General features: G+C 57.1%; 20 protein-coding genes. 14 read left to right on the plus strand and 6 right to left on the minus strand.

Annotation, left to right across the window (positions count from 1 at the left end; all coding sequences use genetic code 11):
- Positions 1-54 precede the first annotated feature (54 nt).
- From gcvH to lpdA, 5 genes are all read left to right on the plus strand, one after another.
- Positions 55-435, plus strand: coding sequence for a glycine cleavage system protein GcvH (gcvH, locus tag BN4275_RS10560; protein ID WP_066457816.1), 381 nt, complete (start codon positions 55-57; stop codon positions 433-435).
- 4 nt (positions 436-439) lie between these two features.
- Entirely contained in the window at positions 440-1,756 is a 1,317-nt protein-coding gene (gene gcvPA / locus BN4275_RS10565; RefSeq protein ID WP_066457818.1) for an aminomethyl-transferring glycine dehydrogenase subunit GcvPA, read from the plus strand.
- Positions 1,753-3,189 (plus strand): aminomethyl-transferring glycine dehydrogenase subunit GcvPB, encoded by a 1,437-nt coding sequence (gene gcvPB / locus BN4275_RS10570; protein WP_066457821.1) that lies wholly within the window; start codon positions 1,753-1,755, stop codon positions 3,187-3,189. Before gcvPA ends, gcvPB begins: the two co-directional genes overlap by 4 nt.
- Positions 3,182-4,159, plus strand: coding sequence for a lipoate--protein ligase (gene lplA, locus BN4275_RS10575; protein ID WP_066457824.1), 978 nt, complete (start codon positions 3,182-3,184; stop codon positions 4,157-4,159). The genes gcvPB and lplA overlap by 8 nt, the downstream gene beginning before the upstream one ends.
- A 125-nt stretch (positions 4,160-4,284) precedes the next feature.
- Positions 4,285-5,667 carry a dihydrolipoyl dehydrogenase gene (lpdA, locus tag BN4275_RS10580; RefSeq protein ID WP_066457827.1) on the plus strand — a complete coding sequence of 461 codons (1,383 nt, stop codon included), beginning with the start codon at positions 4,285-4,287 and terminating at the stop codon, positions 5,665-5,667.
- Between the two features lie 61 nt (positions 5,668-5,728).
- Here the strand turns inward: lpdA and BN4275_RS10585 are convergent, their stop codons facing one another.
- The gene (locus tag BN4275_RS10585) at positions 5,729-7,357 is read right to left on the minus strand and encodes a DUF1653 domain-containing protein (RefSeq protein WP_066457830.1); all 1,629 of its coding nucleotides are present in this window, start codon (positions 7,355-7,357) and stop codon (positions 5,729-5,731) included.
- A gap of 221 nt (positions 7,358-7,578) precedes the next feature.
- Between BN4275_RS10585 and aspS the strand changes: the two genes are divergently transcribed.
- The 4 genes from aspS to gatB are packed head-to-tail and all read left to right on the plus strand — an operon-like array spanning position 7,579 to position 12,482.
- Positions 7,579-9,327 carry an aspartate--tRNA ligase gene (aspS, locus tag BN4275_RS10590; RefSeq protein WP_066457832.1) on the plus strand — a complete coding sequence of 583 codons (1,749 nt, stop codon included), beginning with the start codon at positions 7,579-7,581 and terminating at the stop codon, positions 9,325-9,327.
- A gap of 12 nt (positions 9,328-9,339) precedes the next feature.
- The gene (locus BN4275_RS10595; RefSeq protein ID WP_066457834.1) at positions 9,340-9,618 is read left to right on the plus strand and encodes an Asp-tRNA(Asn)/Glu-tRNA(Gln) amidotransferase subunit GatC; all 279 of its coding nucleotides are present in this window, start codon (positions 9,340-9,342) and stop codon (positions 9,616-9,618) included.
- A 6-nt stretch (positions 9,619-9,624) separates the two neighbouring features.
- Complete coding sequence (gene gatA / locus BN4275_RS10600) at positions 9,625-11,067, plus strand: Asp-tRNA(Asn)/Glu-tRNA(Gln) amidotransferase subunit GatA (protein ID WP_066457835.1); 1,443 nt, start codon at positions 9,625-9,627, stop codon at positions 11,065-11,067.
- Positions 11,064-12,482, plus strand: coding sequence for an Asp-tRNA(Asn)/Glu-tRNA(Gln) amidotransferase subunit GatB (gene gatB, locus BN4275_RS10605; RefSeq protein ID WP_066457838.1), 1,419 nt, complete (start codon positions 11,064-11,066; stop codon positions 12,480-12,482). Before gatA ends, gatB begins: the two co-directional genes overlap by 4 nt.
- 145 nt (positions 12,483-12,627) lie before the next feature.
- On the opposite strand, the gene rbr is transcribed toward gatB, so the two are convergent.
- Complete coding sequence (gene rbr / locus BN4275_RS10610) at positions 12,628-13,164, minus strand: rubrerythrin (protein ID WP_066457840.1); 537 nt, start codon at positions 13,162-13,164, stop codon at positions 12,628-12,630.
- Positions 13,165-13,181: 17 nt separating this feature from the next.
- Entirely contained in the window at positions 13,182-13,574 is a 393-nt protein-coding gene (locus BN4275_RS10615) for a Fur family transcriptional regulator (protein WP_066457842.1), read from the minus strand.
- Between the two features lie 174 nt (positions 13,575-13,748).
- Between BN4275_RS10615 and BN4275_RS10620 the strand changes: the two genes are divergently transcribed.
- The gene (locus BN4275_RS10620; RefSeq protein ID WP_066457844.1) at positions 13,749-14,483 is read left to right on the plus strand and encodes a DUF975 family protein; all 735 of its coding nucleotides are present in this window, start codon (positions 13,749-13,751) and stop codon (positions 14,481-14,483) included.
- Between the two features lie 52 nt (positions 14,484-14,535).
- Here the strand turns inward: BN4275_RS10620 and BN4275_RS10625 are convergent, their stop codons facing one another.
- From BN4275_RS10625 to BN4275_RS10635, 3 genes are all read right to left on the minus strand, one after another.
- Positions 14,536-16,056, minus strand: coding sequence for a sodium/proline symporter (locus BN4275_RS10625; RefSeq protein ID WP_066457854.1), 1,521 nt, complete (start codon positions 16,054-16,056; stop codon positions 14,536-14,538).
- 368 nt (positions 16,057-16,424) lie between these two features.
- Complete coding sequence (locus BN4275_RS10630; RefSeq protein WP_066457856.1) at positions 16,425-17,063, minus strand: superoxide dismutase; 639 nt, start codon at positions 17,061-17,063, stop codon at positions 16,425-16,427.
- Between the two features lie 22 nt (positions 17,064-17,085).
- Positions 17,086-17,835 (minus strand): N-acetylmuramoyl-L-alanine amidase, encoded by a 750-nt coding sequence (locus BN4275_RS10635; RefSeq protein ID WP_066457858.1) that lies wholly within the window; start codon positions 17,833-17,835, stop codon positions 17,086-17,088.
- A gap of 183 nt (positions 17,836-18,018) precedes the next feature.
- On the opposite strand from BN4275_RS10635, the gene BN4275_RS10640 reads away from it, so the two are divergent.
- The 4 genes from BN4275_RS10640 (at position 18,019) to BN4275_RS10655 (ending at position 23,159) form a co-directional block, all read left to right on the plus strand.
- The gene (locus tag BN4275_RS10640) at positions 18,019-19,563 is read left to right on the plus strand and encodes a sensor histidine kinase (RefSeq protein ID WP_079988215.1); all 1,545 of its coding nucleotides are present in this window, start codon (positions 18,019-18,021) and stop codon (positions 19,561-19,563) included.
- Positions 19,548-21,122, plus strand: a complete 1,575-nt coding sequence (locus BN4275_RS10645) for a response regulator transcription factor (protein WP_066457861.1) — start codon at positions 19,548-19,550, stop codon at positions 21,120-21,122. The genes BN4275_RS10640 and BN4275_RS10645 overlap by 16 nt, the downstream gene beginning before the upstream one ends.
- Positions 21,123-21,302: 180 nt before the next feature.
- Entirely contained in the window at positions 21,303-22,376 is a 1,074-nt protein-coding gene (locus tag BN4275_RS10650; RefSeq protein WP_079988216.1) for a TRAP transporter substrate-binding protein, read from the plus strand.
- Positions 22,377-22,646: 270 nt separating this feature from the next.
- Positions 22,647-23,159 carry a TRAP transporter small permease gene (locus BN4275_RS10655; RefSeq protein ID WP_066457863.1) on the plus strand — a complete coding sequence of 171 codons (513 nt, stop codon included), beginning with the start codon at positions 22,647-22,649 and terminating at the stop codon, positions 23,157-23,159.
- Positions 23,160-23,161 lie beyond the last annotated feature (2 nt).

Genomic DNA, 23,161 nt, shown 5'->3' on the forward strand with positions numbered 1-23,161 from the left:
TTTTACAAGAAAAACACGGTATAACAAGAATGATTCTATACAAGGAGGATAATTATGGTAAATAATAAGGTAATGTATACCAAATCTCATGAATGGGTCAGAGAATTGGACGGCGGAATCGTTGAGGTGGGGCTGAGCGACCACGCACAGCAGGAGCTGGGCGACCTGGTGTTTGTGAATCTGCCGCAGGTGGGAGACGAAGCGGTCGCGGGCGAAACGATCGCAGATGTCGAGAGCGTCAAGGCGGTTTCGGATATTTACAGCCCGGTGACCGGCACCATTTGTGAGGTCAATGAGGAGCTGCTGGATTCGCCCGAGAAGATCAATGAGGATGCATATGCGTCCTGGCTCTTTCGGGTTTCGGATGTGACGGCGAAGGAAGAGCTGCTCAGCCCGTCCGAATACGAAGTCTTTATCGCCACGTCGGAGGAGTAAGCCCATGGGAAGTTACGTACCGTCTACAGCCGCCGAGCGTCAAAGAATGCTCGAAAGCATCGGCTGTGAGAATATGGAGGCGCTTTTCGGGATGATCCCCGAAAGCGTCCCGAAATACCCGAAGCTCGGTATTCCGGCCGGGAAGAGCGAATTTGACGTCCGCCGGGAACTGGAAGCTCTCGCAGAGAAAAACGTGGCCTTCCGGAGCATCTTCCGCGGCGCGGGCGCCTACAGCCACTATATCCCGTCAATCGTGAAACAGATCACCGCGAAAGAAGCGTTTGTCACCGCCTATACGCCTTATCAGGCGGAGATTTCCCAGGGCATTTTGCAGTCAATTTTCGAGTTCCAGACGATGATCTGCGAACTGACAGGCATGGACAGCGCGAACGCCTCGGTCTACGACGGCGCATCCGCAACCGCTGAAGCCGCGGCCATGTGCCGCGACCGCAAACGCATGAGAACGCTCATCTCGGCCGCCTGCCATCCGGATGTGATTGCAACGGTCAAGACCTACTGCTGGGCGGCGGACTGCGAAATACAGGTGATCCCGGAAAAGGACGGCGCTACCGACCTGGAGGCGCTTTCCGGGCTGCTTGGGGAAGACTCTGCCTGTGTGATCCTTTCCCAGCCGAACTATTTCGGCGTGCTGGAGGATGCGGAAGCTGCCGCGCAGGCGGCGCACGCCGCAGGGGCGAAGTTCGTTCTCAATGTGAACCCCATTGCAGCGGCAATCCTCAAAACGCCCGCTGATTGCGGTGCGGACATCGCTGTGGGAGAAGGCCAGCCGCTGGGGCTTCCGCTCGCGTTTGGGGGGCCGTATCTCGGTTTTATGGCCTGCAAGGCGGCCATGACCCGTAGACTGCCCGGCCGCATCGTGGGCGAAACCACCGACGTGGACGGCAGGCGGGCCTTTGTGCTCACCCTGCAGGCGCGTGAACAGCACATCCGCCGTGAGAAGGCCTCCTCGAACATCTGCTCGAACCAGGCGTGGTGCGCGCTTACCGCATCGGTCTATCTGGCGGCGATGGGTCCGGAAGGGCTTATGAAAGCCGCGCGGCAGTGTATGGATAACGCCCATTATCTTGCCTGCGAGCTCGGGCGCGTCCCCGGCTTTGAACGCCGGTACGCCCGGCGGTTCTTCCACGAATTCGTCACCGAATGTCCCGTCGATCCGGTTCTGCTGAATGAAAAACTCGCGGCGCATGGTGTGCTTGGCGGGCTGCCGGTAAATTCCGGCATTCTCTGGTGCGCGACTGAACAGAACACCAAAGCGGATATCGACCGTCTGATAACGCTCATAAAGGAGGCGATCGCATGAAACTGCTGTTTGAAGAGAGCCGCCCCGGACGCCGAAACGACTATCTGCCCGAAAGCAGCACCCCGGCGGTCAGCCTGCCGGAGGGCATGCGGCGCAGTGCCCCGCCGCGTCTGCCTCAGATTGCGGAATGCGACCTGGCGCGGCATTATTCGGCGCTCGCACGGCGCACCCACGGGGTGAACGACGGATTTTACCCGCTCGGCTCCTGCACCATGAAATATAACCCCAAACTGAACGATGAAATGGCGGCGCTGCCGGGCTTTGCAAAGATCCATCCGCTCCAGCCGCCGGAAACGGCGCGCGGCTGCATTGAAGTTCTGCAGCTTGCGGAGAAATATCTCTGTGAGATCACCGGTATGGATGCGATGACCTTCCAGCCCGCGGCTGGCGCGCATGGCGAGTTCACCGGGCTGCTGCTCATCAAGAAATACCACGAGTTGCGCGGCGACACAAAACGCACCAAGATCATTGTGCCGGATTCAGCGCACGGGACCAATCCTGCCTCGGCGGCAATGGCAGGTATGTCGATTGTGAATGTCCCATCCGGCCGGGATGGCTGCGTCAGCCTTTCCGACCTGCGCGAAGCGGTGGGGGAAGATACGGCGGGGCTCATGCTCACCAACCCCAACACAGTTGGCCTGTTCGATCAGAATATCCTGGAGATCACAAAAATTGTCCACGACGCGGGCGGCCTGTGCTATTATGACGGCGCGAACCTCAACGCGGTCATGGGCGTGGTGCGGCCGGGCGACATGGGCTTCGACTGCGTGCATCTCAACCTCCACAAGACCTTTTCGACTCCGCATGGCGGCGGCGGTCCGGGCGCCGGCCCGGTCGGCTGTAAGGAATTTCTCGCGCCGTACCTGCCAAAACCGCAGATCGCACCGAGTGGACTTTCGAATGACGCGCCGCAGAGCATTGGACAGGTAAAATCTTTCTATGGGAACTTCCTTGTCGTGGTGAAAGCGCTTGCCTATCTTTTGACGCTGGGCGCTGAAGGGGTGCGCGAAGCGAGTGAGAACGCGGTGCTCAACGCGAATTACCTGATGCACAAGCTCGCGTCCCAATACGAGATGGCCTACCGGCGCCCCTGCATGCACGAATTCGTCATGACGCTCGAACCACTGAAAAAGGAATGCGGCGTGACCGCGATGGACATCGCCAAGAGCCTGCTTGACGCAGGAATGCACCCGCCCACGATGTATTTCCCGCTCATCGTGCATGAAGCTCTGATGGTCGAACCGACCGAAACTGAAAGCCCGGAAACGCTCGATGAAGCGTCCCGGATCTTCCTGGACAGCATCCAAAAGGCGCGGAAAAATCCGGACTGCATGCATGAATTGCCGCTGCACACGCCGGTGCGCCGGCTGGATGAGGTAGGTGCTGCCCGCAATCCGCGCCTGCGGTACCGGTTTGGAGAAAACGATGGCTGAGCGGCTCTGCTATCTGATTGGGGCGGGTTATGATCCGTATGAAAATCTGGCGCTTGAGGAGCTGTTGGTGCGTCGGATACCCAGGGACACTGTGATCCTCTATCTCTGGCAGAACCAGAAGACGGTGGTTATCGGGCGCAACCAGAACGCGTGGAAGGAATGCCGGATCGCCGCGCTCGAAGCGGACGGCGGCAAGCTTGCGCGGCGGCTTTCGGGCGGTGGCGCGGTGTTCCACGACCTTGGGAACCTCAACTTCACTTTTTTGGCGAACCGGCCGGATTACGATGTTGACCGGCAGCTTGCGGTGATCCTGCGGGCGGTGGAAAGTTTTGGCTTGCGGGCGGAAAAATCCGGTCGCAACGATGTGACTGCCGCGGGGCGGAAATTTTCCGGCAACGCTTTTTACCGGACTGCGCACGGCTGCTATCACCATGGGACGCTGCTCATCGACGTGGATCTTGCGCACCTGTCCGACTATCTGTCTGTTTCGGTCGAGAAGCTTGCCGCAAAAGGGGTTGATTCGGTGCGGTCGCGGGTGGTGAACCTGCATTCACTGGAGAGGCGTATCACCGTGGACACGATGCGTGACGCATTGCTGCGTGCATTCGGAGAAGTTTACGGCGGCATCCCGCAAAAAATTCGTCCAGCGCAGTTCGATCCGGATGAATGGGTAGGCCTGAAGGAGAAATATGCTTCCTGGCAGTGGCGGCTCGGACAGCCGCTTCCGTTCACCTGTTCTTTTGGCAAACGGTTCGGCTGGGGAAATATCGACCTGCGGCTTGCGGTGCAAAATGGACAGGTAGCAGGCTGTGAAGTCTTTTCCGATGCGATGGATGCCGACCTGATAGATTCGATCCCGCGGATGCTTGAAGGCGCGGTCTGCTCGACCGACGCGCTCTGCGCAGCCCTGACAGGGGACGCGCCGGAACTGTGCGATATCCGTTCGCTCATCCGGGCGCAGCAGCTTTAGGCAGAGACAGCCGGTTTTCGCGGGAAACGCTGCGCATTCCCGCCGCCGCAAAGCGGCGCGCCGGCATTCGCCGGCGGAAAACCGGTCCCGCGCAGTTTTCGCCGGAGTTACAGGAAGGAGATTCTATGAAAACATACGATTTGATCGTGATCGGCGCGGGCCCGGGCGGCTATGTGGCCGCGATCCGCGCCGCGCAAAATGGCCTTGCCGTTGCGGTCTGCGAGGCGGATGCGGTTGGCGGGACCTGCCTCAACCGGGGCTGCATCCCGACAAAAGCGCTTCTGCACAGCGCGCGAGCCTATCAGGAACTGCAAAACGCGTCCTTCATCGGGATTCTGGCGGACAATGTCCGGTTTGATCTTGCGAAAATCCACGCGCGCAAGGACGCGGTCGTTTCCCAGCTGCAAAACGGGATTGAACAGCTCCTGAAGGCGAATAAAATTGATCTGATCCGCGCGCGGGCCGCAATTCTGGGCCAGGGCCGGGTGCGGGCTGGAGATGAAACGCTTGGCTGCAAGAGCATCCTGATTGCATCCGGCTCGAAGCCCGCTCTGCCGCATATCCCAGGGATCGAATTTGCGCTCACCAGCGACAGCCTGCTTGCCGAAGCGCGGCTTTATCCACGCCTCGTGATCATCGGCGGCGGCGTCATTGGGATGGAATTTGCTTCGCTTTACAGTGCGTTTGGCTGCGAAGTCGCCGTGATTGAAGCGATGGACCGCATCCTGCCCACCATGGACAGGGAGATTTCCCAAAACCTCGGGATGATCCTCAAAAAACGCGGCGTGCGGATCTTTGCGGGAGCAAGGGTGGAAGCAATCGAAAAAGAGAAGGACGGTTTTGCCTGCCGTTTTACGGCGAAGGGGAACGCACAGGAAATTTCGGCGGACGCAGTGCTCTGTGCCGTCGGCCGCCGGGCCAACACGGAAAATCTCTTTGCCAAAGGCTTTTCGGTCGCGTGCGAACACGGACATATCCAGGTGGACGATGCCTTCCGAACCAATGTGGAGGGTGTCTATGCGATCGGGGACGTCATTGGAAAAATCCAGCTCGCACACGCCGCGTCGGCGCAGGGGATCTATATCGCGGACGCATTGGCTGAAAAGCCGCGTTCGGTCAACCTCGATGTGATTCCGGCCTGCATTTACACCGACCCTGAGATTGCCAGCGTGGGGCTGACAGTGGACGAAGCGAAGATGCGTGGGATGGATGTCAAGACCGGGAAGTTCCTTCTGACCGCAACCGGAAAAGCATTGATCGAGGAGTGTGAACGCAGCTTTATAAAGACGGTTTTTGATGCGCAGAGCGAAAAGCTGATCGGTGTGCAGATGATGTGTCCGCGCGCGACCGACCTCATTGGAGAGGCGGCCACCGCCGTTGCAAACGGGCTGACCACCGGACAGCTCATTTCGGTTGTACGGCCGCATCCAACCTTCTGCGAGAGCTTCACCGAAGCGGTCGAGGCCGCGGATGGGCGTGCCATTCACGCGGCTCCTCCCAGAAGATAAAAGAAAAAACCAAGCGGCCCGCAAGACATTGCCTTGCGGGCCGCTTTTTCGATTCGCTGTTCTATTCGCCAATATATTCAAAGCGCGGGATACATTTGCCATTTCGCTCAATGGTTTCAGTGAACATGCTGGCTGGGCGTACCCAGAGCCCGCCCTCTCCGTAAAGCGCACGGTAGACAACGTAATCCTCCAGCGTTTCGCTGTGCCTGGCCACGCCGAGAACCTCGTATTCGTTGCCCTTGAAATGGCGGTAACGGCCCAGCCAGACCACGCCGGGCGCGGGACGGGACGGTGTTTCGGAAGACTTCTGCGCATGGTCCGCAGGCTCGTCCAAATCCGCGAGCGTCCGGTCATCCCCTGCCGGGACCAGGATGCGCGCGCCGCAGGCAGGCAGCTCGATTTTCAGGTTCCCATCGTTCGTCTCAAACGTTACGCCGGAGAAAAGGTCGGTAAGCGCGGGAACCTCCACCGGGAATTCCACAAACTCCGGATGATTCGCGCAGTTGAGCGCGACATAGATTTTTTGCCCACCGTCCGCGCGGCAGAAGGCGAACTGTTCATTTTTGACGAGCGCCTGCGCGTAGCGCCCATGCTGCAGTGCGGGGAAAGCCGAACGTATTTTCCCAAGCCGCGCGAGATGCGCGCAGAGGGCTTCATCCGCGTCCGGAACCTGTCCCAATGTAAGGCAGGGGCGCAGGTTCGCGTCGGACCCGTTCTGTTTTTGCGCCTTGACGCCCCATTCGCTCCCATAGTAGACCGACGGCACCCCGGGCATCGTATAGAGAAGGGTATAGATGTTGTAGCGGTGGGCCGGATCCTTCAGCACCGACAGAAGGCGGCTGACGTCATGGTTATCCACAAAGTTATAGAGGCAGAGATTTTGATAGATGCCGCCTGGGCCGGACTGACGGTTCAGCGAGTGGGCAATTTCAAAATAATTGTGGTCATTGTGGGACGAATAAAGCCCCTTGGCGCATTCGTAGTTGGTGACCGAATCGAGCATCTCGGGATTGGCCCAGCGGTTATAATCCCCGTGGGTGATCTCTCCCATCAGCCAGAAATCCGGGTTTTTGCCCTTGCAGAACTGTCGCAGGCGCTTAAAAAATTCCGGATCGACGCAGTCGGCAGCGTCCAGCCGCAGCCCGTCGATGCCGAATTCATCCATCCACATACCGACAGCGCCGAGCAGATGGTCGACGACTTCCGGGTTTTTGAGGTTCAGCTTCACCAGGTCGTAACAGCCCTGCCAGCTTTCATACCAGAACGGGTCGCCCATCGGGCTGCCGCCGCCGAAATTGAGATTTTGGAACCAGCCGCAGTAGCGGGAGGCCTGTCCGTGCTCCCGCACGTCGCGAAACGCCCAGAATTCGCGGCCAACGTGGTTAAAGACCCCGTCGAGCACAATGCGGATGCCATTTTTATGCAGTTGATCGCAAACCCTTTTGAAAGACGCCTTGTCCCCGAGCCGCCGGTCGACCGCGTAGTAGTCGCGGGTGTCATAACCGTGAGCGGTCGATTCGAATACCGGCCCGAGATAGAGGGCGTTCACTCCGAGCGCATTGAGATGCGGGATCCATTCGGTGAGCTTTTCGATCCGGCTGACAGTTTCACCATTGTCATTTTGCGGCGGCGCGCCGCAGAAGCCGAGAGGATAGATATGATAGAAAATGGACTGAGTTACCCAGTTCATAGATGCCTCCTAAGTTTTTCTTTTTCCCAGTATACCATCCGAAACCGGGGCGGTAAATAGACAAAACGGTTTCATTGCGCAAAAAGGAGATGCGAGGGCAAGAGAAGCTTGTAAAATATGATTATTGAATGCGCACAAATATTGTGGTAAGATTTTAGGCAGAAATATTTGCCCAAAGGCGTGTGAATATTTCCCTTTAATTGAAGAAGGGTTGTGTTTATATGCAAAGGAGCAATGGCTATCGTACCCATACCTGCGGGGAATTGCGGGAATCCCATATCGGAGAGGACGTGCGCGTGGCCGGATGGGTGGAAAATATCCGTGACCACGGTGGAATCCAGTTTGTCGATCTACGTGACCAGTACGGCGTGGTACAGGTGGTCGTGCGGGACGACGCCCTGCTTTCCGGCGTTACCAGGGAAAGCGTTGTCACGTTTGCGGGCCTGGTGGTCCGTCGTGACGAGGAAACCGTGAATCCGAAAATTGCAACCGGTATGGTCGAGGTGAATGCCGGAACCTGCACCGTGCTTGGCAAAGCGAATCATATCCTGCCCTTTGAGATTGCTTCTTCCACCGATGTCAAAGAGGACATCCGGCTGAAATATCGCTATCTCGACCTGCGCAACCCCAAAGTCCACGACAGGATCGTGCTGCGTTCGCAGATCATTTCATTTTTGCGGCAGAAGATGACCGCGCTGGGTTTTTTGGAGATTCAGACCCCGATCCTCACCGTCTCGTCGCCGGAGGGCGCGCGGGACTATCTCATTCCGTCAAGAAAGCACAGGGGCCGTTTCTATGCGCTGCCGCAGGCCCCGCAGCAGTTTAAACAGCTGTTGATGGTTTCCGGCTTCGACCGGTATTTTCAAATCGCTCCGTGTTTTCGGGACGAGGACGCCCGCGCCGACCGTTCGCCGGGCGAATTCTACCAGCTCGATTTTGAGATGGCCTTTGCCGGACAGGAGGATGTGTTCGCGGTCGCGGAGGAGGTTTTATCAGAGACCTTTGCGAAATTTTCCGGCAAAGCGGTTTCGGCCGCGCCGTTTCCCCGCATCACCTATGCCGACGCGATGCTTCGGTACGGTACCGACAAGCCGGACCTGAGAAATCCGCTCACAATTATCGACCTTTCGGATCTGTTCGTTGAGAGCGCCTTCAAGCCGTTCTGTGGCCGGTGCGTGCGGGCGATCAATGTCCCGGGCGCGGCGAAGCAGCCGCGCAGTTTCTTCGAGGGGATGGAAACATTCGCCTTTTCGGCCGGCATGAAGGGGCTCGGCTACGTGAAGGTCGCACAGGACGCCTCCTACCAGGGACCGATTGATAAATTCCTCACGCCTGAACAGCGGGCGGAAATTGCCTCCCGTGCCGGGCTTACTCCGGGCGACGTTCTTTATTTCATCGCGGACACCGCCCGCGAAGCGCCGAAGCTGGCCGGGCTTATCCGCACTGAGGCGGCCAAACGGCTTGGCCTCATCGACGAAAGCTGTTTCAAATTCTGCTTTATCGTGGATTTCCCGATGTATGAGCAGGACGAAGAGACCGGCGCGCTCGTCTTTACCCATAACCCGTTTTCGATGCCGCAGGGCGGCCTCGAAGCGCTTGAAACAAAGAACCCACTCGATATCCTCGCCTATCAGTACGACATTGTTGTGAACGGCGTGGAGCTTTCCTCCGGCGCGGTGCGCAACCACGACCTTGCTATCATGCGTAAGGCGTTTGCGTTGGCCGGATACACGGACGGAGACCTGAAAACAAAATTTTCGGCGCTTTACCAGGCATTCCAGTACGGCGCGCCGCCGCACGCGGGTATGGCGCCGGGTGTCGACCGGATGGTTATGCTGCTCACCGGGGAGGAGAACCTCCGGGAAATTGTCGCCTTTCCGATGAATTCAAACGCGCAGGATGCCATGATGGGTTCCCCGGCAGAAGTCACCGAAGCGCAGCTGCGCGAGGTGCATATCAAACTGCGGTAAGGAGGCCAAAAGATGGTTACCAGGGAAGAAATTGCAAACATCGCGCTGCTCTCAAAGCTGTATGTCCCGGAGGACGAACTCGACGCTCTCACCGCGGATATGCAGAAGATGATTGGCTTTGCCGACATGATCAGTGCCGCCAATGTGGGGGACACCGGTTTTGACAGCATCAGCGGCCTTCAGAATGTTTTTCGCGAGGATGAAGTTGTCCAGTCCAGCGACCGCGCTGAAATCCTTAAAAATGCCGGCGGCGGCGAGGACGGCTGCTTTGTCGTGCGCAGAAGGGGGTAGGCCGGAATGATTGGAAAGCTGCACCGGATGCTCGAAACAAGGGAAATCTCCTGCGCTGAACTGACTGAGAAATACCTTTCTGCGATCGAAAACGAAAATGCGAATTTGAACGCTTATATCACTGTCGCTTCGGAGGAAGCGAAAAAGGCGGCGCGGTTGGTGGACGCGCGGATCGCGGCGGGCGAAAGTCTGCGCCCGCTCGAAGGTATCCCGATGACCTTAAAGGACAACATCTCCACCAAAGGGATTTTGACCACCTGCGCGTCGAAAATCCTGGACGGCTACCGCCCCATCTATGACGCGTTCGTCTGGAAACAGCTCAGGCAACAGGGCGCGGTTCTTTTGGGCAAAAGCAACATGGATGAATTCGCAATGGGCTCCTCCTGCGAAACGTCCTATTACGGCGGCGCGGCCAACCCGCGCAGCACCAGCTATGTCGCGGGCGGCTCGTCGGGCGGCGTCGCGGCCGCGGTTGGAGGTAACCTTGCCGCCTATGGGCTCGGCTCGGACACCGGCGGCTCGATCCGCCAGCCGGCCAGCTTCTGCGGGCTTGTGGGGCTCAAACCCACCTACGGCGCGGTCAGCCGGTTCGGGCTGATCGCCTATGGGTCGAGCCTTGACCAGGTCGGGCCGATCACCGCGTCGGTGGAGGATGCCGCGCTCGTCTATGACGCGATCTGTGGCTATGACCCGATGGATTCCACCTCGCAGGGCGGAAAGCCGGTTTCCGGCGCGCTGAAAAACGGTGTGAAGGGGCTGCGGATCGGCCTGCCGGACGAATATTACGAAGGCCTTACCAGCAGCGTGCGTGCGGCGCTCGGGGATGCCGCGAAAGCTTATGAAAGCTTGGGGGCGGAAATGGTGCGTTTCCCGCTGCCGGAGCTTAAATTTGCGCTGCCGGTCTATTACATCATCGCCTGTGCCGAAGCGGCGTCGAACCTCGGCCGGTACGATGGAATCCGTTACGGCTACCAGACGAAGGATTATCACGGCATCCATGAGATGATCTGCAAAACGAGGAGCGAGGGTTTCGGCGCGGAAGTCAAGCGCCGTATTCTGCTGGGAAACTATGTGCTTTCGTCCGGCTACTACGACGCCTATTACAAGAAGGCCCAGAACCTGCGCGGCGCAATTGTGCAGGCGTTTGCAAAGGCATTCGAAACCTGCGACGTGATCCTCGCGCCGACTGTCCCCATGACCGCTTTCCCACGCGGCAGAAAACAGAGTGATCCCACCGAGGATTATCTCACCGACATCTGCACCGTGCCGGTCAACATCGCCGGGCTTCCGGCGGTTTCCGTCCCCTGTGGGCAGGACCAAAAGGGCCTGCCCATCGGTATGCAGCTGATCGGCAGGGCGTTTGACGAGGCGGGAATCCTCGCGGCGGCATACGCTTACGAGCAGAGTGCCGCCTGTGTGAAACCATGTGAAATGGGGGTGCGGTTATGAAAGACTACGAACTGGTAGCGGGGCTGGAAACCCATGTCGAGCTTTCGACCAAGACGAAGATTTTTTGTTCCTGTACCACCGCATTTGGTTCCGAGCCGAATACCCATTGCTGCCCCATCTGCATTGGGCTGCCGGGAACCTTGCCAAAGCTTAACCGTGAGGTTGTAAATTACGCGATTCGGGCGGGGCTTGCCACCAACTGCGAAATCTCTCATATCTCCAAAATGGACCGCAAGAATTACGTCTATCCGGATCTTTCCAAGGCGTACCAGATTTCCCAGTTCGATCAGCCCCTTTGCAAAAACGGCTGGATCGAACTGGATAGCGGCAAACGTATCCGTATCCACCGCATCCATATCGAGGAGGACGCGGGCAAGCTGGTGCACCAGCGCGGGGACACCTTTGTCGATTACAACCGCGGCGGCGTGCCGCTCATTGAGATTGTGACCGAACCGGATATCCGCAGCGTCGATGAGGCGCGCGAATATGTCGAGAAGCTGCAGCTCATCATGAAATATATCGGCGTTTCCGACTGTAAAATGCAGGAGGGATCTCTGCGGTGCGACGTGAACATTTCGGTGCGGCCGCAGGGTTCCGAAACGCTTGGAACCCGCGCCGAAATTAAAAACATGAACTCGTTTGCCTTTATGCAGAAGGCGATGGAATATGAGTTCGAACGCCAGGTGGATCTCCTCGAAAGCGGGGAGAAAGTCCTCCAGGAGACCCGCCGCTATGACGATTCCACAGGAACGACCGAAGGGATGCGCGGAAAAGAGGACGCGCAGGACTACCGGTATTTCCGCGATCCGGATCTTGTGACCATCGTGATCGATCCGGACGAAGTGGAGAGGCTGCGTGCCAGTTTGCCCGAGCTGCCAGGCGCGAAGTCCGCGCGGTATGTGGACGCATACGGCCTGCCCGCGTCTGACGCGGCACTGCTGGTGAAATACCGCAGGGTAGCGGAATTCTTCGACGAGGCGGCCCAAGGCCTGCAAAACCCGAAAACCGCAGCCAATCTGATTGTCGGGCAGATGTTCCGCCGGATGCCGACCGACGCCGAAAAGGAGGCCTGTGAACCGGGTATTTCCCCCCGGATGCTGCACGACCTCGCCGCGCTCATCGAAAGTGGAAAACTCCGGATGAACCTTGCGAAGTCCACCTTTGAAATGATGTTGGACACCGGGAAACCGGTCTTGGAGCTCGTCAGCGAGAGCGACATGGCCGGGATGGATGATGCTGCGCTGCAAAAGGCCTGCGAAGAGGTCGCCTCCGCGAATCCCAATGCGGTCGCGGATTACCGCGCGGGCAAGGAGAAGGCGATGAAGGCGCTTATTGGTGGCGTGATGAAAGCCACCCGGGGCAAAGCTGACGCCGCGAAAGCGGAGGAGATCCTGCTGCGTCTGATCGAACAGTGAAATGGGAAAAACAGGTGAAGGCGGGGCGCGTCCGATGAGGCGTCCCGCCTTTTTCTGCGGCATGGCATATAAAAAAAGGCCCGGCGCATGATCCGCTGCGCCGGACTTTTTTCGTTCTATTTACAAGATGGGGAAACAGAAAGAATTAATAGTTTTTCGCCTGAAGCTGGAAATATGCCTGCGGATGGTCACAAACCGGGCAAACCATCGGAGCTTTTTCGCCGACATGGATGTGCCCGCAGTTGGAGCACTGCCAGATCACGACGCCGGTCTTTTCAAAGACCTGCTTGGTGTCGACGTTTTTGAGCAGGGCGCGGTAACGCTCTTCATGTTCTTTTTCGATCTTCGCGACCATCTCAAACAGGTAAGCGATCTTATCAAAGCCCTCTTCCTTTGCGTCCTTGGCAAAGTTGGCATACATATCGGTCCACTCATAGTTCTCACCAGCGGCCGCATCCGCGAGGTTGGAAGCGGTGTCACCGATGCCGCCGAGCAGTTTGAACCAGATTTCCGCGTGCTCTTTCTCGTTCGCAGCAGTTTCCAGGAACAGATTGGAGATCTGGACAAAGCCTTCTTTCTTGGCTTTGGAAGCATAGTAGGTGTATTTGTTGCGAGCCTGGGATTCGCCGGCAAATGCGGTCAGCAGGTTGGCTTCTGTCTTGGTGCCTTTGAGTTCTTTCATGTTGCATACCTCTTTCTTTACGCTTTTTTGTCTTGGTTATCCATACAGTTCCCGCAGACCCCTTCCACAAGGAGCTGATAACCGGTCACTGTAAAATCCGGGATGCCGTGGATCTGCTTCTCGAGCCCGGGCAGATCCTGAAACGGAATATCGAACACCTGTCCGCAGTGGGTGCAGAGGATGTGCGTATGGCCTTCGGTCCAGCCGTCGAAACGATCGGAACCGTTTGGAACACGGATGCGGAGGAGTTTTCCCTGGTCAGCCAGGAGATTCAGGTTGCGGTAGACGGTGCCGAGGCTGATATTGGGCTCCTGCGTACGGACCAGAGCATGGACCGTATCGGCGCTTGGGTGGATGGGGTTGTGCAAAACGGTCTGATAGATCAGCTCCCTCTGCCTGGAATATTTCATGCGATCAACCCTTGAAAAACGATTTCAGTAACAATAACGATAATCGTTACTGATTTGTTTTTATGATACACCAGAAATTCCCGTTTGTCAAGTGTAAAATTTCAATGAAATAGATATTTTTTTCACAGAAAACATGTTATACTGTTCCCATAGTTTTACTAAGGAGGGATACCTATGTGGCGGCGTGCGCAAATCAAAGAGGAAGCGAAGCGTATCCTCAGAAATTACTACTGGATGGGCTTTGTGGTTTGCCTTTGCTACTCGATCATTATGGGGGTGGCTTCCGGCGGAAGCGGCAGTGTATCGGATGTGGAATACCTGATTGAGGATCCGACCGTCCGGGCGGGCGCCCTGATGATTCTGGGGTTGATTTCCGGAGTGGTGGGGCTTGTCTCGCTGGCGATCACCGTCTTTCTCAAAAATGTGGTCGAGGTCGGCCAGTACCGGTTCTTTATGGAAAGCCGGCTTGCACCGAGCCGTTTCGAGCGGCTGTTCCATGGGTTTCAGTGCGGCTCTAAGAATTATGGAAACATCGTGTTCTGCCTGTTTCTGCGGGACCTGTGGGTTTTTCTGTGGACGCTTTTGCTGGTTGTGCCAGGCATCATCAAGGGATACCAGTACCGCATGGTGCCTTACATTCTCGCGGAGCGTCCGGATATGCCGTACCAGCGGGCGTTCGAATTGAGCAAGCAGATGACCGACGGTGAGAAGATGGAGATGTTTGTGCTCGACCTGTCCTTCATCGGCTGGTGGATTCTCGGCGGACTCTGCTGCGGGATCGGCGTCCTATTCGTGAATCCATATTACCAGGCATCTTGGGCGGAGCTCTATACCGCGCTGCGTGAAAAGGCCTTTACAATGGGCTTTTCAGGCCCGGATGAGCTGACCGGTTTCCAGCAGAATTTCTGATTGGCACAAAAAGAGGGCCGCTGCCATGCAGCGGCCCTCTTTTTGTTTGTTTTTATTCGGACACCTGATCAAGCATGAACTTGTGCGGCGCGGGGACGGTCTGGTCATAGCAGGAGAAGGTGACATCCAGATGCGCCTGTGAAAGCTTCGGGGTAAAGAGGCTGACGAGCGGCGCCACGAAAAGCGACGCCACAATTGCAATCGCGCCCGCGGTGGTCGGCGGGGCGAACGGCGCAAAGAAGTTCCAGAGATTGATGCCGATGCCGGTGACAAAGCAGGCCCAGACGCTCGCTCTAGTCGCGCCGCGCCAGAAGAGCGCATAGATGAACGGGCCAAGGAAAGAACCGGCGAGCGCGCCCCACGAAAGCGACATCAGGGTGGTGATGAGGTTGTTGGGGTTGAGCGCCAGCACGACCGAAAGCACCACAAAGAAGATGCAGAGCAGCCGGATCCAGCGAAGCTGAACTTTATGGGTCATGTCCTTCATGAAGAGGTGCTTCAGGAAATCGAGCGTGAAGGTCGACGAGGAGGTGATGACCAGCGAGGAGAGGGTGGACATCGAGGCGGAAAGCACCAGGATCATCACCACGCCGATGAGCAGGTCGGGCAGGCAGCTGCCGAGCATCTCCGGGACGATGTTGTCAAAGACCGGCTTGCCGGATTCGGGCAGGGTGTAATAAAGCCGCCCAAACGCGCCCATAAAGTAACTGCCGCCCGCGATAATCAGCGCGAACACGGTCGAAATGATCGTGCCGGCCTTGATTGATTTTTCGTTTTTGATCGTATAGAACTTATGTACCATCTGCGGAAGTCCCAATGTGCCCAGACTGGTGAGGATCACGACGCCGAGCAGCCCGAGCGGGTCCGGCCCGAAGAAGGAGACGAGCGCGCCGGAAAGCTGCGGGGCTGATTCGACCGGCACCTGTGAAAGCTGTTCGAGCGCGGCGGTGAACCCCCCGCGACCGTTGAGGATCGCGGCGATGACCACGCAGATGCCGCCGATCATGATGACGCCCTGCACCAGGTCGTTGAGCGCGGCCGCCATGTAGCCGCCGACCACGACGTAGATGCCGGTGAGCACCGCGATGCCGATGACGCACCACTTGAAGTCGATGCCGAACGCCATTGCGAAAAGCCCGGAAAGGCCCTTATAGACCGACGCGGAGTATGGCACCAGAAAGATGAAGATGATGACCGACGAAACAACCCGCAGTGCGTCGCACTGGTAACGCTTTGCGAAGAAGTCGGGCATGGTGGCAGATTCGAAGTGTTTGGTCATGACGCGGGTGCGGCGTCCGAGCACGACCCAGGCGAGCAGGCTGCCGATAAGCGCGTTGCCGATGCCGATCCAGGTGGCGGCGACGCCGAAATTGTAGCCAAACTGCCCGGCGTAGCCAACGAACACGACCGACGAGAAGTAGGAGGTGCCGTAAGCGAACGCCGTGACCCACGGGCCGACATTGCGCCCGCCGAGCACGAAGTCGCCGACGTTCTGGGCCTTGCGGTTGCAGTAGACGCCGATCGAAACGGTGACTGCAAAGAAAATGACGATCATCAGGATTTTTTCGAACATGGGAATTTGCCTCCTCAATCTGCTGGAGGACAAAGAAAACCCCGTCCTCCGAATTTCTCCAGAGGACGGGGATGAACCCGTGTTACCACCTCGGTTTACCGCCCCCTCGCGGGAAACGGCCTTAGCAGGTACAGGCGAAAGAATCGCGGATACCCTGGCGCTGTAACGGGCGCGACCGGCGCAGCCTACTCGGGACGGACCCTTTGGGTGCGCGGCTCTCGGAATGTATTCAAAGGATCTGTCCCTGCGCCTCTCATCGACCGGCTGCTTTCTGTCGGGCGGCGATCCTTCTACTGGTTTCCGGTCACTGCCATTTTTTGCTTTGCTTAAAAGCGTTGTTGTTATTTTAGCAGGTAAAATCGCTAAAGTCAACTGTTTTTTTCAAAAACCAGCAGATAATTTTGCTCTGCAAATTCCCAGTCGACCAGGTTCCACCAGTTTTGAACATAGTCTTTGCGCTTGTTCTGGTAGTCGAGATAATAGGCGTGCTCCCAGACGTCGAGCGCAATGACCGGCCGCAGCCCCATCGAAAGCGGCGTATCCTGGTTTGCGGTGGAGAGCACCCGCAGTTTGCCGTCCGGCTCGCAGCACAGCCAGCACCAGCCAGAGCCGAACTGGTCGAGGGCGGTCTGTGTCATCACGTCTTTGAAGCATTCAAACGAGGTAAAGCAGCAGTCTATGGCCTTTGCGAGCCTGCCGGTCGGGCAGGAGGTGACCGGTGAAGGCGTCATGCCGTCGAAATAGAGCTCGTGCGCATAGACGCCGCCCGCGTTGCGATGCACCGCGAGCTGGAGGTTCTTCGGCAGCTGGGGACATTCGCAGAGCAGCCGCTCGAGCGGCCAGCAGTGGTATTTGGGGCAGTTTTCGAGCGCGGCGTTCAGCTTCTCGACATAGCCGGCCTGATGCTTGCCGTGATGGAGCTTTACAGTCTCCGGGCTGATGCAGGGCGCGAGCGCGTCGCAGGGGTAGGGCAGGGGCGCGAGATCAAACGGGTAGTGTTCATACATGTTGTCGGTTCTCCTTTACCTTTTACTGTTTGGGGCTGAGCTTCACGTAGCGGTCGTCCACATAGCCGATGGTGCCGTAGTAATCGACCACGTACCAGTTTTCCCACTGGCCTAGCACGGTGATGGGATTGCCGTCCCAGGCGCGCCCAATCACCGGGGAATCGGTGGACGGCTTCTGGCGGATGTTGAGGTATCCCCAGTTAAGGGTAACGGTACCCTGCCTGGAGGGCTGCGCCGGAATAAATGGGATATCGAAGTATTCGGTGAGCGAGAGCACGACATTCTCAGCGATCTCCCCGATGTGTTCCTTGATCCAGGTGGCGTCCTCCGGGTTGTCGTGATAGGCGAACTCGATCAGCACGCCTGGGGCGCGGGTCTTTGCCACTTCGCCAAGATAGGTGGTCGGCACCGTTTTGACCAGCCACGGGTAGGGATAGATCGCTTTGAGGTTTTCCGCGATGATATCCGCGGCGCGTTGGCCGCGAACGCTGGTGGGGTAGTAGTAGACCTCGGAACCCTGCCGCATTCCGGCTTCGCCTTCGGGCGCGGCGTTTGAGTGCAGCGCGAGATGCAGGTCGTAATTGCCTTGGTTCGACTGCCGGATTGAGCTTGCAGCGGTCATCTGCGGGGTGTTGCGGGTAAAACGGATCCCGCTTGAACGTAAGTACGGTTCCATGGCGTCGGCGATGAGGTTCATCCAGTATTCCTCGGTGCCGCCGTTCACGAAATGGTTCCACTCCTGCGTGGAGGGGCTTAAGTAGATATTCGGCATAAAAATCCTCCTGTCGGTTGCATTTTTCCACTATTAGGCTATGCAAAAACACGCCGGCGGGTGAGAAAAAGAGCCGGAGGATAAACATGCCCATTTTAAAATCCTGTAAAATATGCTATACTGAAACTATTGCAGGAATACCGCCGTGCTGCGGCAAAAAGCTATTGGGAAGGGGCGTCGCCCGTGAAAGCAATCCGCCGTTTTTGCAGGCGCTGCGCCGACTGGTGGCTTTCGGTTTCAATCCGCCGCAAGATGCTCCTCTTCACCGGCGCCGTGATCTTCATGGTACTGTTTGTCACCTTGTTCAGTGTGGGCATGGTGAACCTTTATCTGCGCGATTTCAATGTGATCCTCGGGGACAGTTATGCGGTCAATGCGGTGCTCAGCGACTTTGAGGCGGAGAACACCAGTTTTTTTGCCTATGCCAATTACCGGACAACCGAAAACCGGCAGAACTATACAATGGCGATGTCCGAAACGAACCAGAGCATGCAGAACCTGCGGTTCGATCTGGAGACAATGGACCGACACCGCTATCTGCAGACCCAGGGCCTGAAGGTTTCGCACCTCACCTACCGGGAGGAATGCACCAAGCTGCTGCGCATGACTCCGGACACCGATTCCTACATCACCCAGTACTATTATGTGGTGAAGATCGGCAACTATATCGAAGGATATGCGAAAGAGCTTTTGCAGACCACCGTGGCAAAGGGAAATGTGAGCTACCATGAAAAGGTTGAGACTTTCCGCATCCTGCCGGTACTCGCGGTGAGCGTGAGCTTACTCACCGTGATCCTTGCCACGCTGCTCTGCTCGCTGACCGTGCGGCAGATCATCAACCCGCTTTTGAAACTTGCCGGCGCCGCCAAACGGATTGCCGCCAACGATATGTACGTCCCGGACCTCAGGGTCCAAAACCGGGATGAGATCGGCGAACTGGTGCAGACCTTCAACGTGATGAAGCATTCGATGTACCAGTCGATCACCACTCTGCGGGAGAAAAATGAAATCGAGTCCCGCCTGCATCTGGAGGAGGTCCAGCGCATCAACGCCGAACAGATGCTCAAGACGGCCCAGATGTCGCTGCTCCAAAGCCAGATCAACCCGCATTTCCTGTTCAACACTCTGAACATCATCTCCCGTATGGCAAAGATTGAGCACGCCCCGGATACCGAGGAACTGATCCGGCGGCTTGCGAACCTGTTCCGCTACAATTTGCAGACTGCCAGCGAACGTGTGACGCTTACGCGCGAGCTCAACATCATCAGCGACTATATGTATATCCAGCGCAAGCGGTTCGGCGACCGCCTGGGATATGTCGTGGACTGCCGGGATGTGGATACCGACCAGGTGATGGTGCCCACCTTCACCCTGCAGCCGCTGGTGGAAAACGCGGTGATCCACGGCGTCGCGCCAAAGGAAGAAGGCGGGCGCATCCGCATCCGCATCCGGATGCGCGGCGGCAGGACGGTCATCACTGTGACCGACAGCGGGCAGGGAATCCCCCCTGAGCTGCTTGCGATCCTGATGCGCGGCGGCAAGAACCACAGGGGACATCTTTCCGGGATTGGTGTGGGGAATGTGCGCACCCGGATTGGAACGCTGCACCCGGGCAGCACGTTCCGGATTTTCAGCCGTGTCGGGATGGGCACAGCCATCCGGATGGAACTGCCGGATGAAACAGCGATCAAAGCGGAGAAAGGGGGAACGGCATGTACCGGATCGTAGTTGCGGACGACGAGGAGCTTGAACGTGAAGCGCAGAAATGTGCGCTTGAGAAGTTCTTCGGAGAAAATTGCTTTATTGAGCTTGCCGCCAATGGCCGCGAGGCGCTTGAGGCGGTGCGGCGGTTGCATGCGGACATCGCCATCATGGATATCGAGATGCCCGGTATGAACGGCTTGGAGGCTTCCCGTACCGTACGCGCAGAGGCGCCGGACTGCCGGATTATTTTCCTGACCGCTTATGGGGAATTTGCCTATGCGCGGCAGGCGGTCGAGATGGGCGCGGTGAATTATCTGCTCAAACCCTGTTCGGATGAGGACCTGTTCCAAGTGGTCGGCAAGGTGGTTGAACAGATCGAGCGGCAGCGCCAGGAGCAGCGCAGCCGGGAGCTTTCCAGCCAGAAGATCGAGAATCTGACCCAATGGCTGGAGGAGCAGCTTGTGCTGACCGTCATAGGCGGATATCTGCGCCCGGAATGGGTGGAGGGCCAGCTGGCGGAACTGGGTATTCAATTTGCAAACGGCGTATTCACAATCCTGACAAGCCCGGACGGGCTGGACCCGGAACGGATGCGTGAGATCCTAAAAGGGCGGATACTGCCGGACTGTCTGCACTTGCTGCCCTATGTTTATGACGACCGGCTTTATGTCCTGATGATCAGTTCTGCAAAAGAACGGTCGAGCGCCCAGAGAATGAAGGAGTTCGCATGGGAATTCTCCGAAAAACTGGGCCTGATCCTGCAAAAACGTCTTTATTTCGCGCTTGGCAGCGAGTTTTATGAATTGCGCGACGCGCAGGAGTCTTTTTTTGAAGCGCAGGCAGCCTTGGGCCGGTGCAGCGACGAAAGGCGCATCAGTCTATTCGAAAAAGAGGGACAGGTACATCCCGCGCAGCGCAAAAATCTTTCCGAGACGATCTGCCGCTATGTGCTGGCGGGAGATGCGGAAGGCGCGGAAAACACGATCAACATGGCGCTGGACGGGTTATGTGCGCAGCAGCTCGACTTCGGTACGATCGTTGAAAAGATGGAGCGCAGGCTCCGGCGGGTGCTCACCTGCCTTCAGGATGAGTCGGGAATCGATTACCGCAAGCGGTATGATCCGCACGAGGCGTTTTCCAGTGTGGGGGACATCGTGGCTGTGCGCGCGGCGGCGGGGAGCCTTCTGCGGGAGCTGACCGCCGACGTGAGCGGCAGCCGCGGCGGAAGGATGACCCAGATCATGCAGGAAATTGAGGATTACATGCGCAAAAATTACCGAAGGGATATCTTCCTGCAGCAGGTGGCGCGGGAGATGAACTATTCGGACGCGTATTTCTCGAAGCTTTTTAAACAGTGCTTCAACAAGAATTTTGTTACCTACCTGACCGAGGCGCGTATCGAGGCGGCCAAGGACCTGCTCAAAAACCCGACGGTCAATATCAAGGAGATCGGCGCGCAGGTGGGATATAAGGACTCGAATTATTTCACCAAGGTGTTCCGGCGCGCGACTGGGAAGAGCCCGTCCGAATACCGGATAAGCGTTCTGACAGGAAATAGCGCACAAGAAATTATACCCAGTTGAATAACTTCTGGGTATAATTTTTATTTTTCGGGGCAAATTGAAACGAATCTGGTTAAAAATTTACTACGAATCACAAAATTTTACGATTTCTTGAATAAATCTTTTCCGATATAATAAGACTCACAAGGGGATCGCAATTCGGCGCTCCCGTTAAAGAACGAACGTTATGGAGGAAATGAAATGAAAAAGATTTTCACTCTCGTACTTGCAGCGGCCATGGTGGCTTCCTTCGCGGCTTGCGGCGGCGGAAACCAGGCTCCTGCCTCTTCCACCGCGCCGGCGGCTTCCACACCGGCGGCTTCCACCGGTGACGCTGCCTCCACCGGCGACGCGGCGGGCACTCCGGAATTTGTTTTCCGTTATGCTGAGAACCAGCCGCAGGATTATCCGACCACCCAGGGCGCTTACAAATTTGCGGACATCGTAAAAGAAAAAACAAACGGCCGCATCCAGATCGAAGTTTATCACGGCGCGCAGCTCGGCGACGAAAAGTCGGTTATCGAGCAGCTCGGTTTCGGCGGCATCGACTTCACCCGCGTTTCGCTCTCCCCGCTCGCAGAGTTTGCCGACAGCCTCAACGTGCTCCAGCTGCCGTATCTCTACCGTGACGGCGCGCACATGTGGAAAGTCCTCGAAGGCGAAGTTGGCGACCAGTTCCTCGCTTCGGTCGACGGAGCCGGCATGATCGGCCTTTCCTGGTACGACGCGGGCGCCCGTTCCTTCTACAACTCCAAGCGTGAGGTCAAGACCCTCGAAGACATGAAGGGCCTCAACATCCGCGTTCAGGAGTCCGAGCTCATGATGGATATGGTTTCCGCCCTTGGCGCGAACCCGACCCCGATGGCTTACGGTGAAGTTTACTCCGGCCTGCAGACCGGCACCATCGACGGCGCTGAAAACAACTGGCCCTCCTATGAGTCCACCTCCCACTATGAGGTTGCGAAATACTTCGTCCTCGACGAGCATACCCGTGTTCCGGAGATGCAGCTGATGAGCAAAAAGACCGCCGAGAAGCTGTCTGACGAAGATATGGCGATCATCAAAGAAGCGGCTCTCGAGTCCGCGAAATTTGAGCGCGAAGCTTGGGCTGAGCGTGAGAAAGCTTCTGAGGAAAAGGTCCGTGCCGGCGGCGCGACCATCACCGAGCTGTCCGCGGAAGAGAAACAGAAATTCCAGGATGCCTGCAAACCGCTCTATGAGAAGTTCGCGGCCGACTACATGGATATCGTCAACCAGATCCTCGAAACCAAATAAGCAAAACCCTTTACAGAATCTAGCATCGGTGTGGGAGCCGCCCGCTGGCGGGCGGCTCCCGCTTTCAGAGTAGGAAGCTTTGGCGTTTTATCCGTTCGTCAGGGCCTCCGGCGATCCTTGACAAATTATGATACGGTTTTCATCCGACGGCCGTTTCCGTTTTATCCGGACGGAAGTTTGCTGCCGGATTGCTGAGTCTGCTGTATTGCCGCGAACAAAAAGGGGTTTGCGACAGTACAGCAGCAACAAATCTATGAGGAGGAAAGCAATTTGAAAAAGGTACTCAATGCGATCACCTTATTTTTCGATTTTATCTACCGTATTCTGCTTGAATACTCGAAGATCGTGCTTCTGGTCATCGTTTTGATCGTCAGCGCACAGGTCATTGCGCGCAAGTTCATCGGCCAGTCTATCCGGTGGTCCGAAGAAGTCGCGCTGCTGCTCATGGTCTGGATGGCGTTCATTTCGATGGCGATCGGCGTGGAGAAGAAACTGCACATCGCCATCTCGATGTTCTTTAACATGTTCCCGAAAAAGCTGCAGAAGATCCTCGAAAAGATCAACTACATCATCATCTTCCTGTTTGGGATTGTACTGATGTATTACGGTACGCAGCTGGTGCTCAGCACCATGAATTCGACGCTTCCGGCCACCAAATGGCCAGCCGGCATGCTTTACCTGATGATGCCGGTCGGCGGCCTTTTCATCTCCTATTTCACCCTGTTGGATTTCTTTAAGTTGGATCAGTTCCGGCATAAGAACATTGAAGGGGGAGACGAATAGAA

This window comes from Anaerotruncus rubiinfantis (assembly GCF_900078395.1).
Lineage (GTDB): Bacteria > Bacillota > Clostridia > Oscillospirales > Ruminococcaceae > Anaerotruncus > Anaerotruncus rubiinfantis.

Bases quoted from the DNA above. Each gene is read 5' to 3' on its own strand.
- BN4275_RS10595 (WP_066457834.1), top strand. From the start codon at position 9,340: ATGGTTACCAGGGAAGAAATTGCAAACATCGCGCTGCTCTCAAAGCTG.
- gatB (WP_066457838.1), top strand. From the start codon at position 11,064: ATGAAAGACTACGAACTGGTAGCGGGGCTGGAAACCCATGTCGAGCTT.
- gcvH (WP_066457816.1), top strand. From the start codon at position 55: ATGGTAAATAATAAGGTAATGTATACCAAATCTCATGAATGGGTCAGA.
- BN4275_RS10625 (WP_066457854.1), bottom strand. From the start codon at position 16,056: ATGTTCGAAAAAATCCTGATGATCGTCATTTTCTTTGCAGTCACCGTT.
- BN4275_RS10645 (WP_066457861.1), top strand. From the start codon at position 19,548: ATGTACCGGATCGTAGTTGCGGACGACGAGGAGCTTGAACGTGAAGCG.
- lplA (WP_066457824.1), top strand. From the start codon at position 3,182: ATGGCTGAGCGGCTCTGCTATCTGATTGGGGCGGGTTATGATCCGTAT.
- BN4275_RS10630 (WP_066457856.1), bottom strand. From the start codon at position 17,063: ATGTATGAACACTACCCGTTTGATCTCGCGCCCCTGCCCTACCCCTGC.
- lpdA (WP_066457827.1), top strand. From the start codon at position 4,285: ATGAAAACATACGATTTGATCGTGATCGGCGCGGGCCCGGGCGGCTAT.
- gatA (WP_066457835.1), top strand. From the start codon at position 9,625: ATGATTGGAAAGCTGCACCGGATGCTCGAAACAAGGGAAATCTCCTGC.
- aspS (WP_066457832.1), top strand. From the start codon at position 7,579: ATGCAAAGGAGCAATGGCTATCGTACCCATACCTGCGGGGAATTGCGG.
- BN4275_RS10650 (WP_079988216.1), top strand. From the start codon at position 21,303: ATGAAAAAGATTTTCACTCTCGTACTTGCAGCGGCCATGGTGGCTTCC.
- BN4275_RS10615 (WP_066457842.1), bottom strand. From the start codon at position 13,574: ATGAAATATTCCAGGCAGAGGGAGCTGATCTATCAGACCGTTTTGCAC.
- gcvPA (WP_066457818.1), top strand. From the start codon at position 440: ATGGGAAGTTACGTACCGTCTACAGCCGCCGAGCGTCAAAGAATGCTC.
- gcvPB (WP_066457821.1), top strand. From the start codon at position 1,753: ATGAAACTGCTGTTTGAAGAGAGCCGCCCCGGACGCCGAAACGACTAT.
- BN4275_RS10635 (WP_066457858.1), bottom strand. From the start codon at position 17,835: ATGCCGAATATCTACTTAAGCCCCTCCACGCAGGAGTGGAACCATTTC.
- BN4275_RS10585 (WP_066457830.1), bottom strand. From the start codon at position 7,357: ATGAACTGGGTAACTCAGTCCATTTTCTATCATATCTATCCTCTCGGC.
- BN4275_RS10620 (WP_066457844.1), top strand. From the start codon at position 13,749: ATGTGGCGGCGTGCGCAAATCAAAGAGGAAGCGAAGCGTATCCTCAGA.
- rbr (WP_066457840.1), bottom strand. From the start codon at position 13,164: ATGAAAGAACTCAAAGGCACCAAGACAGAAGCCAACCTGCTGACCGCA.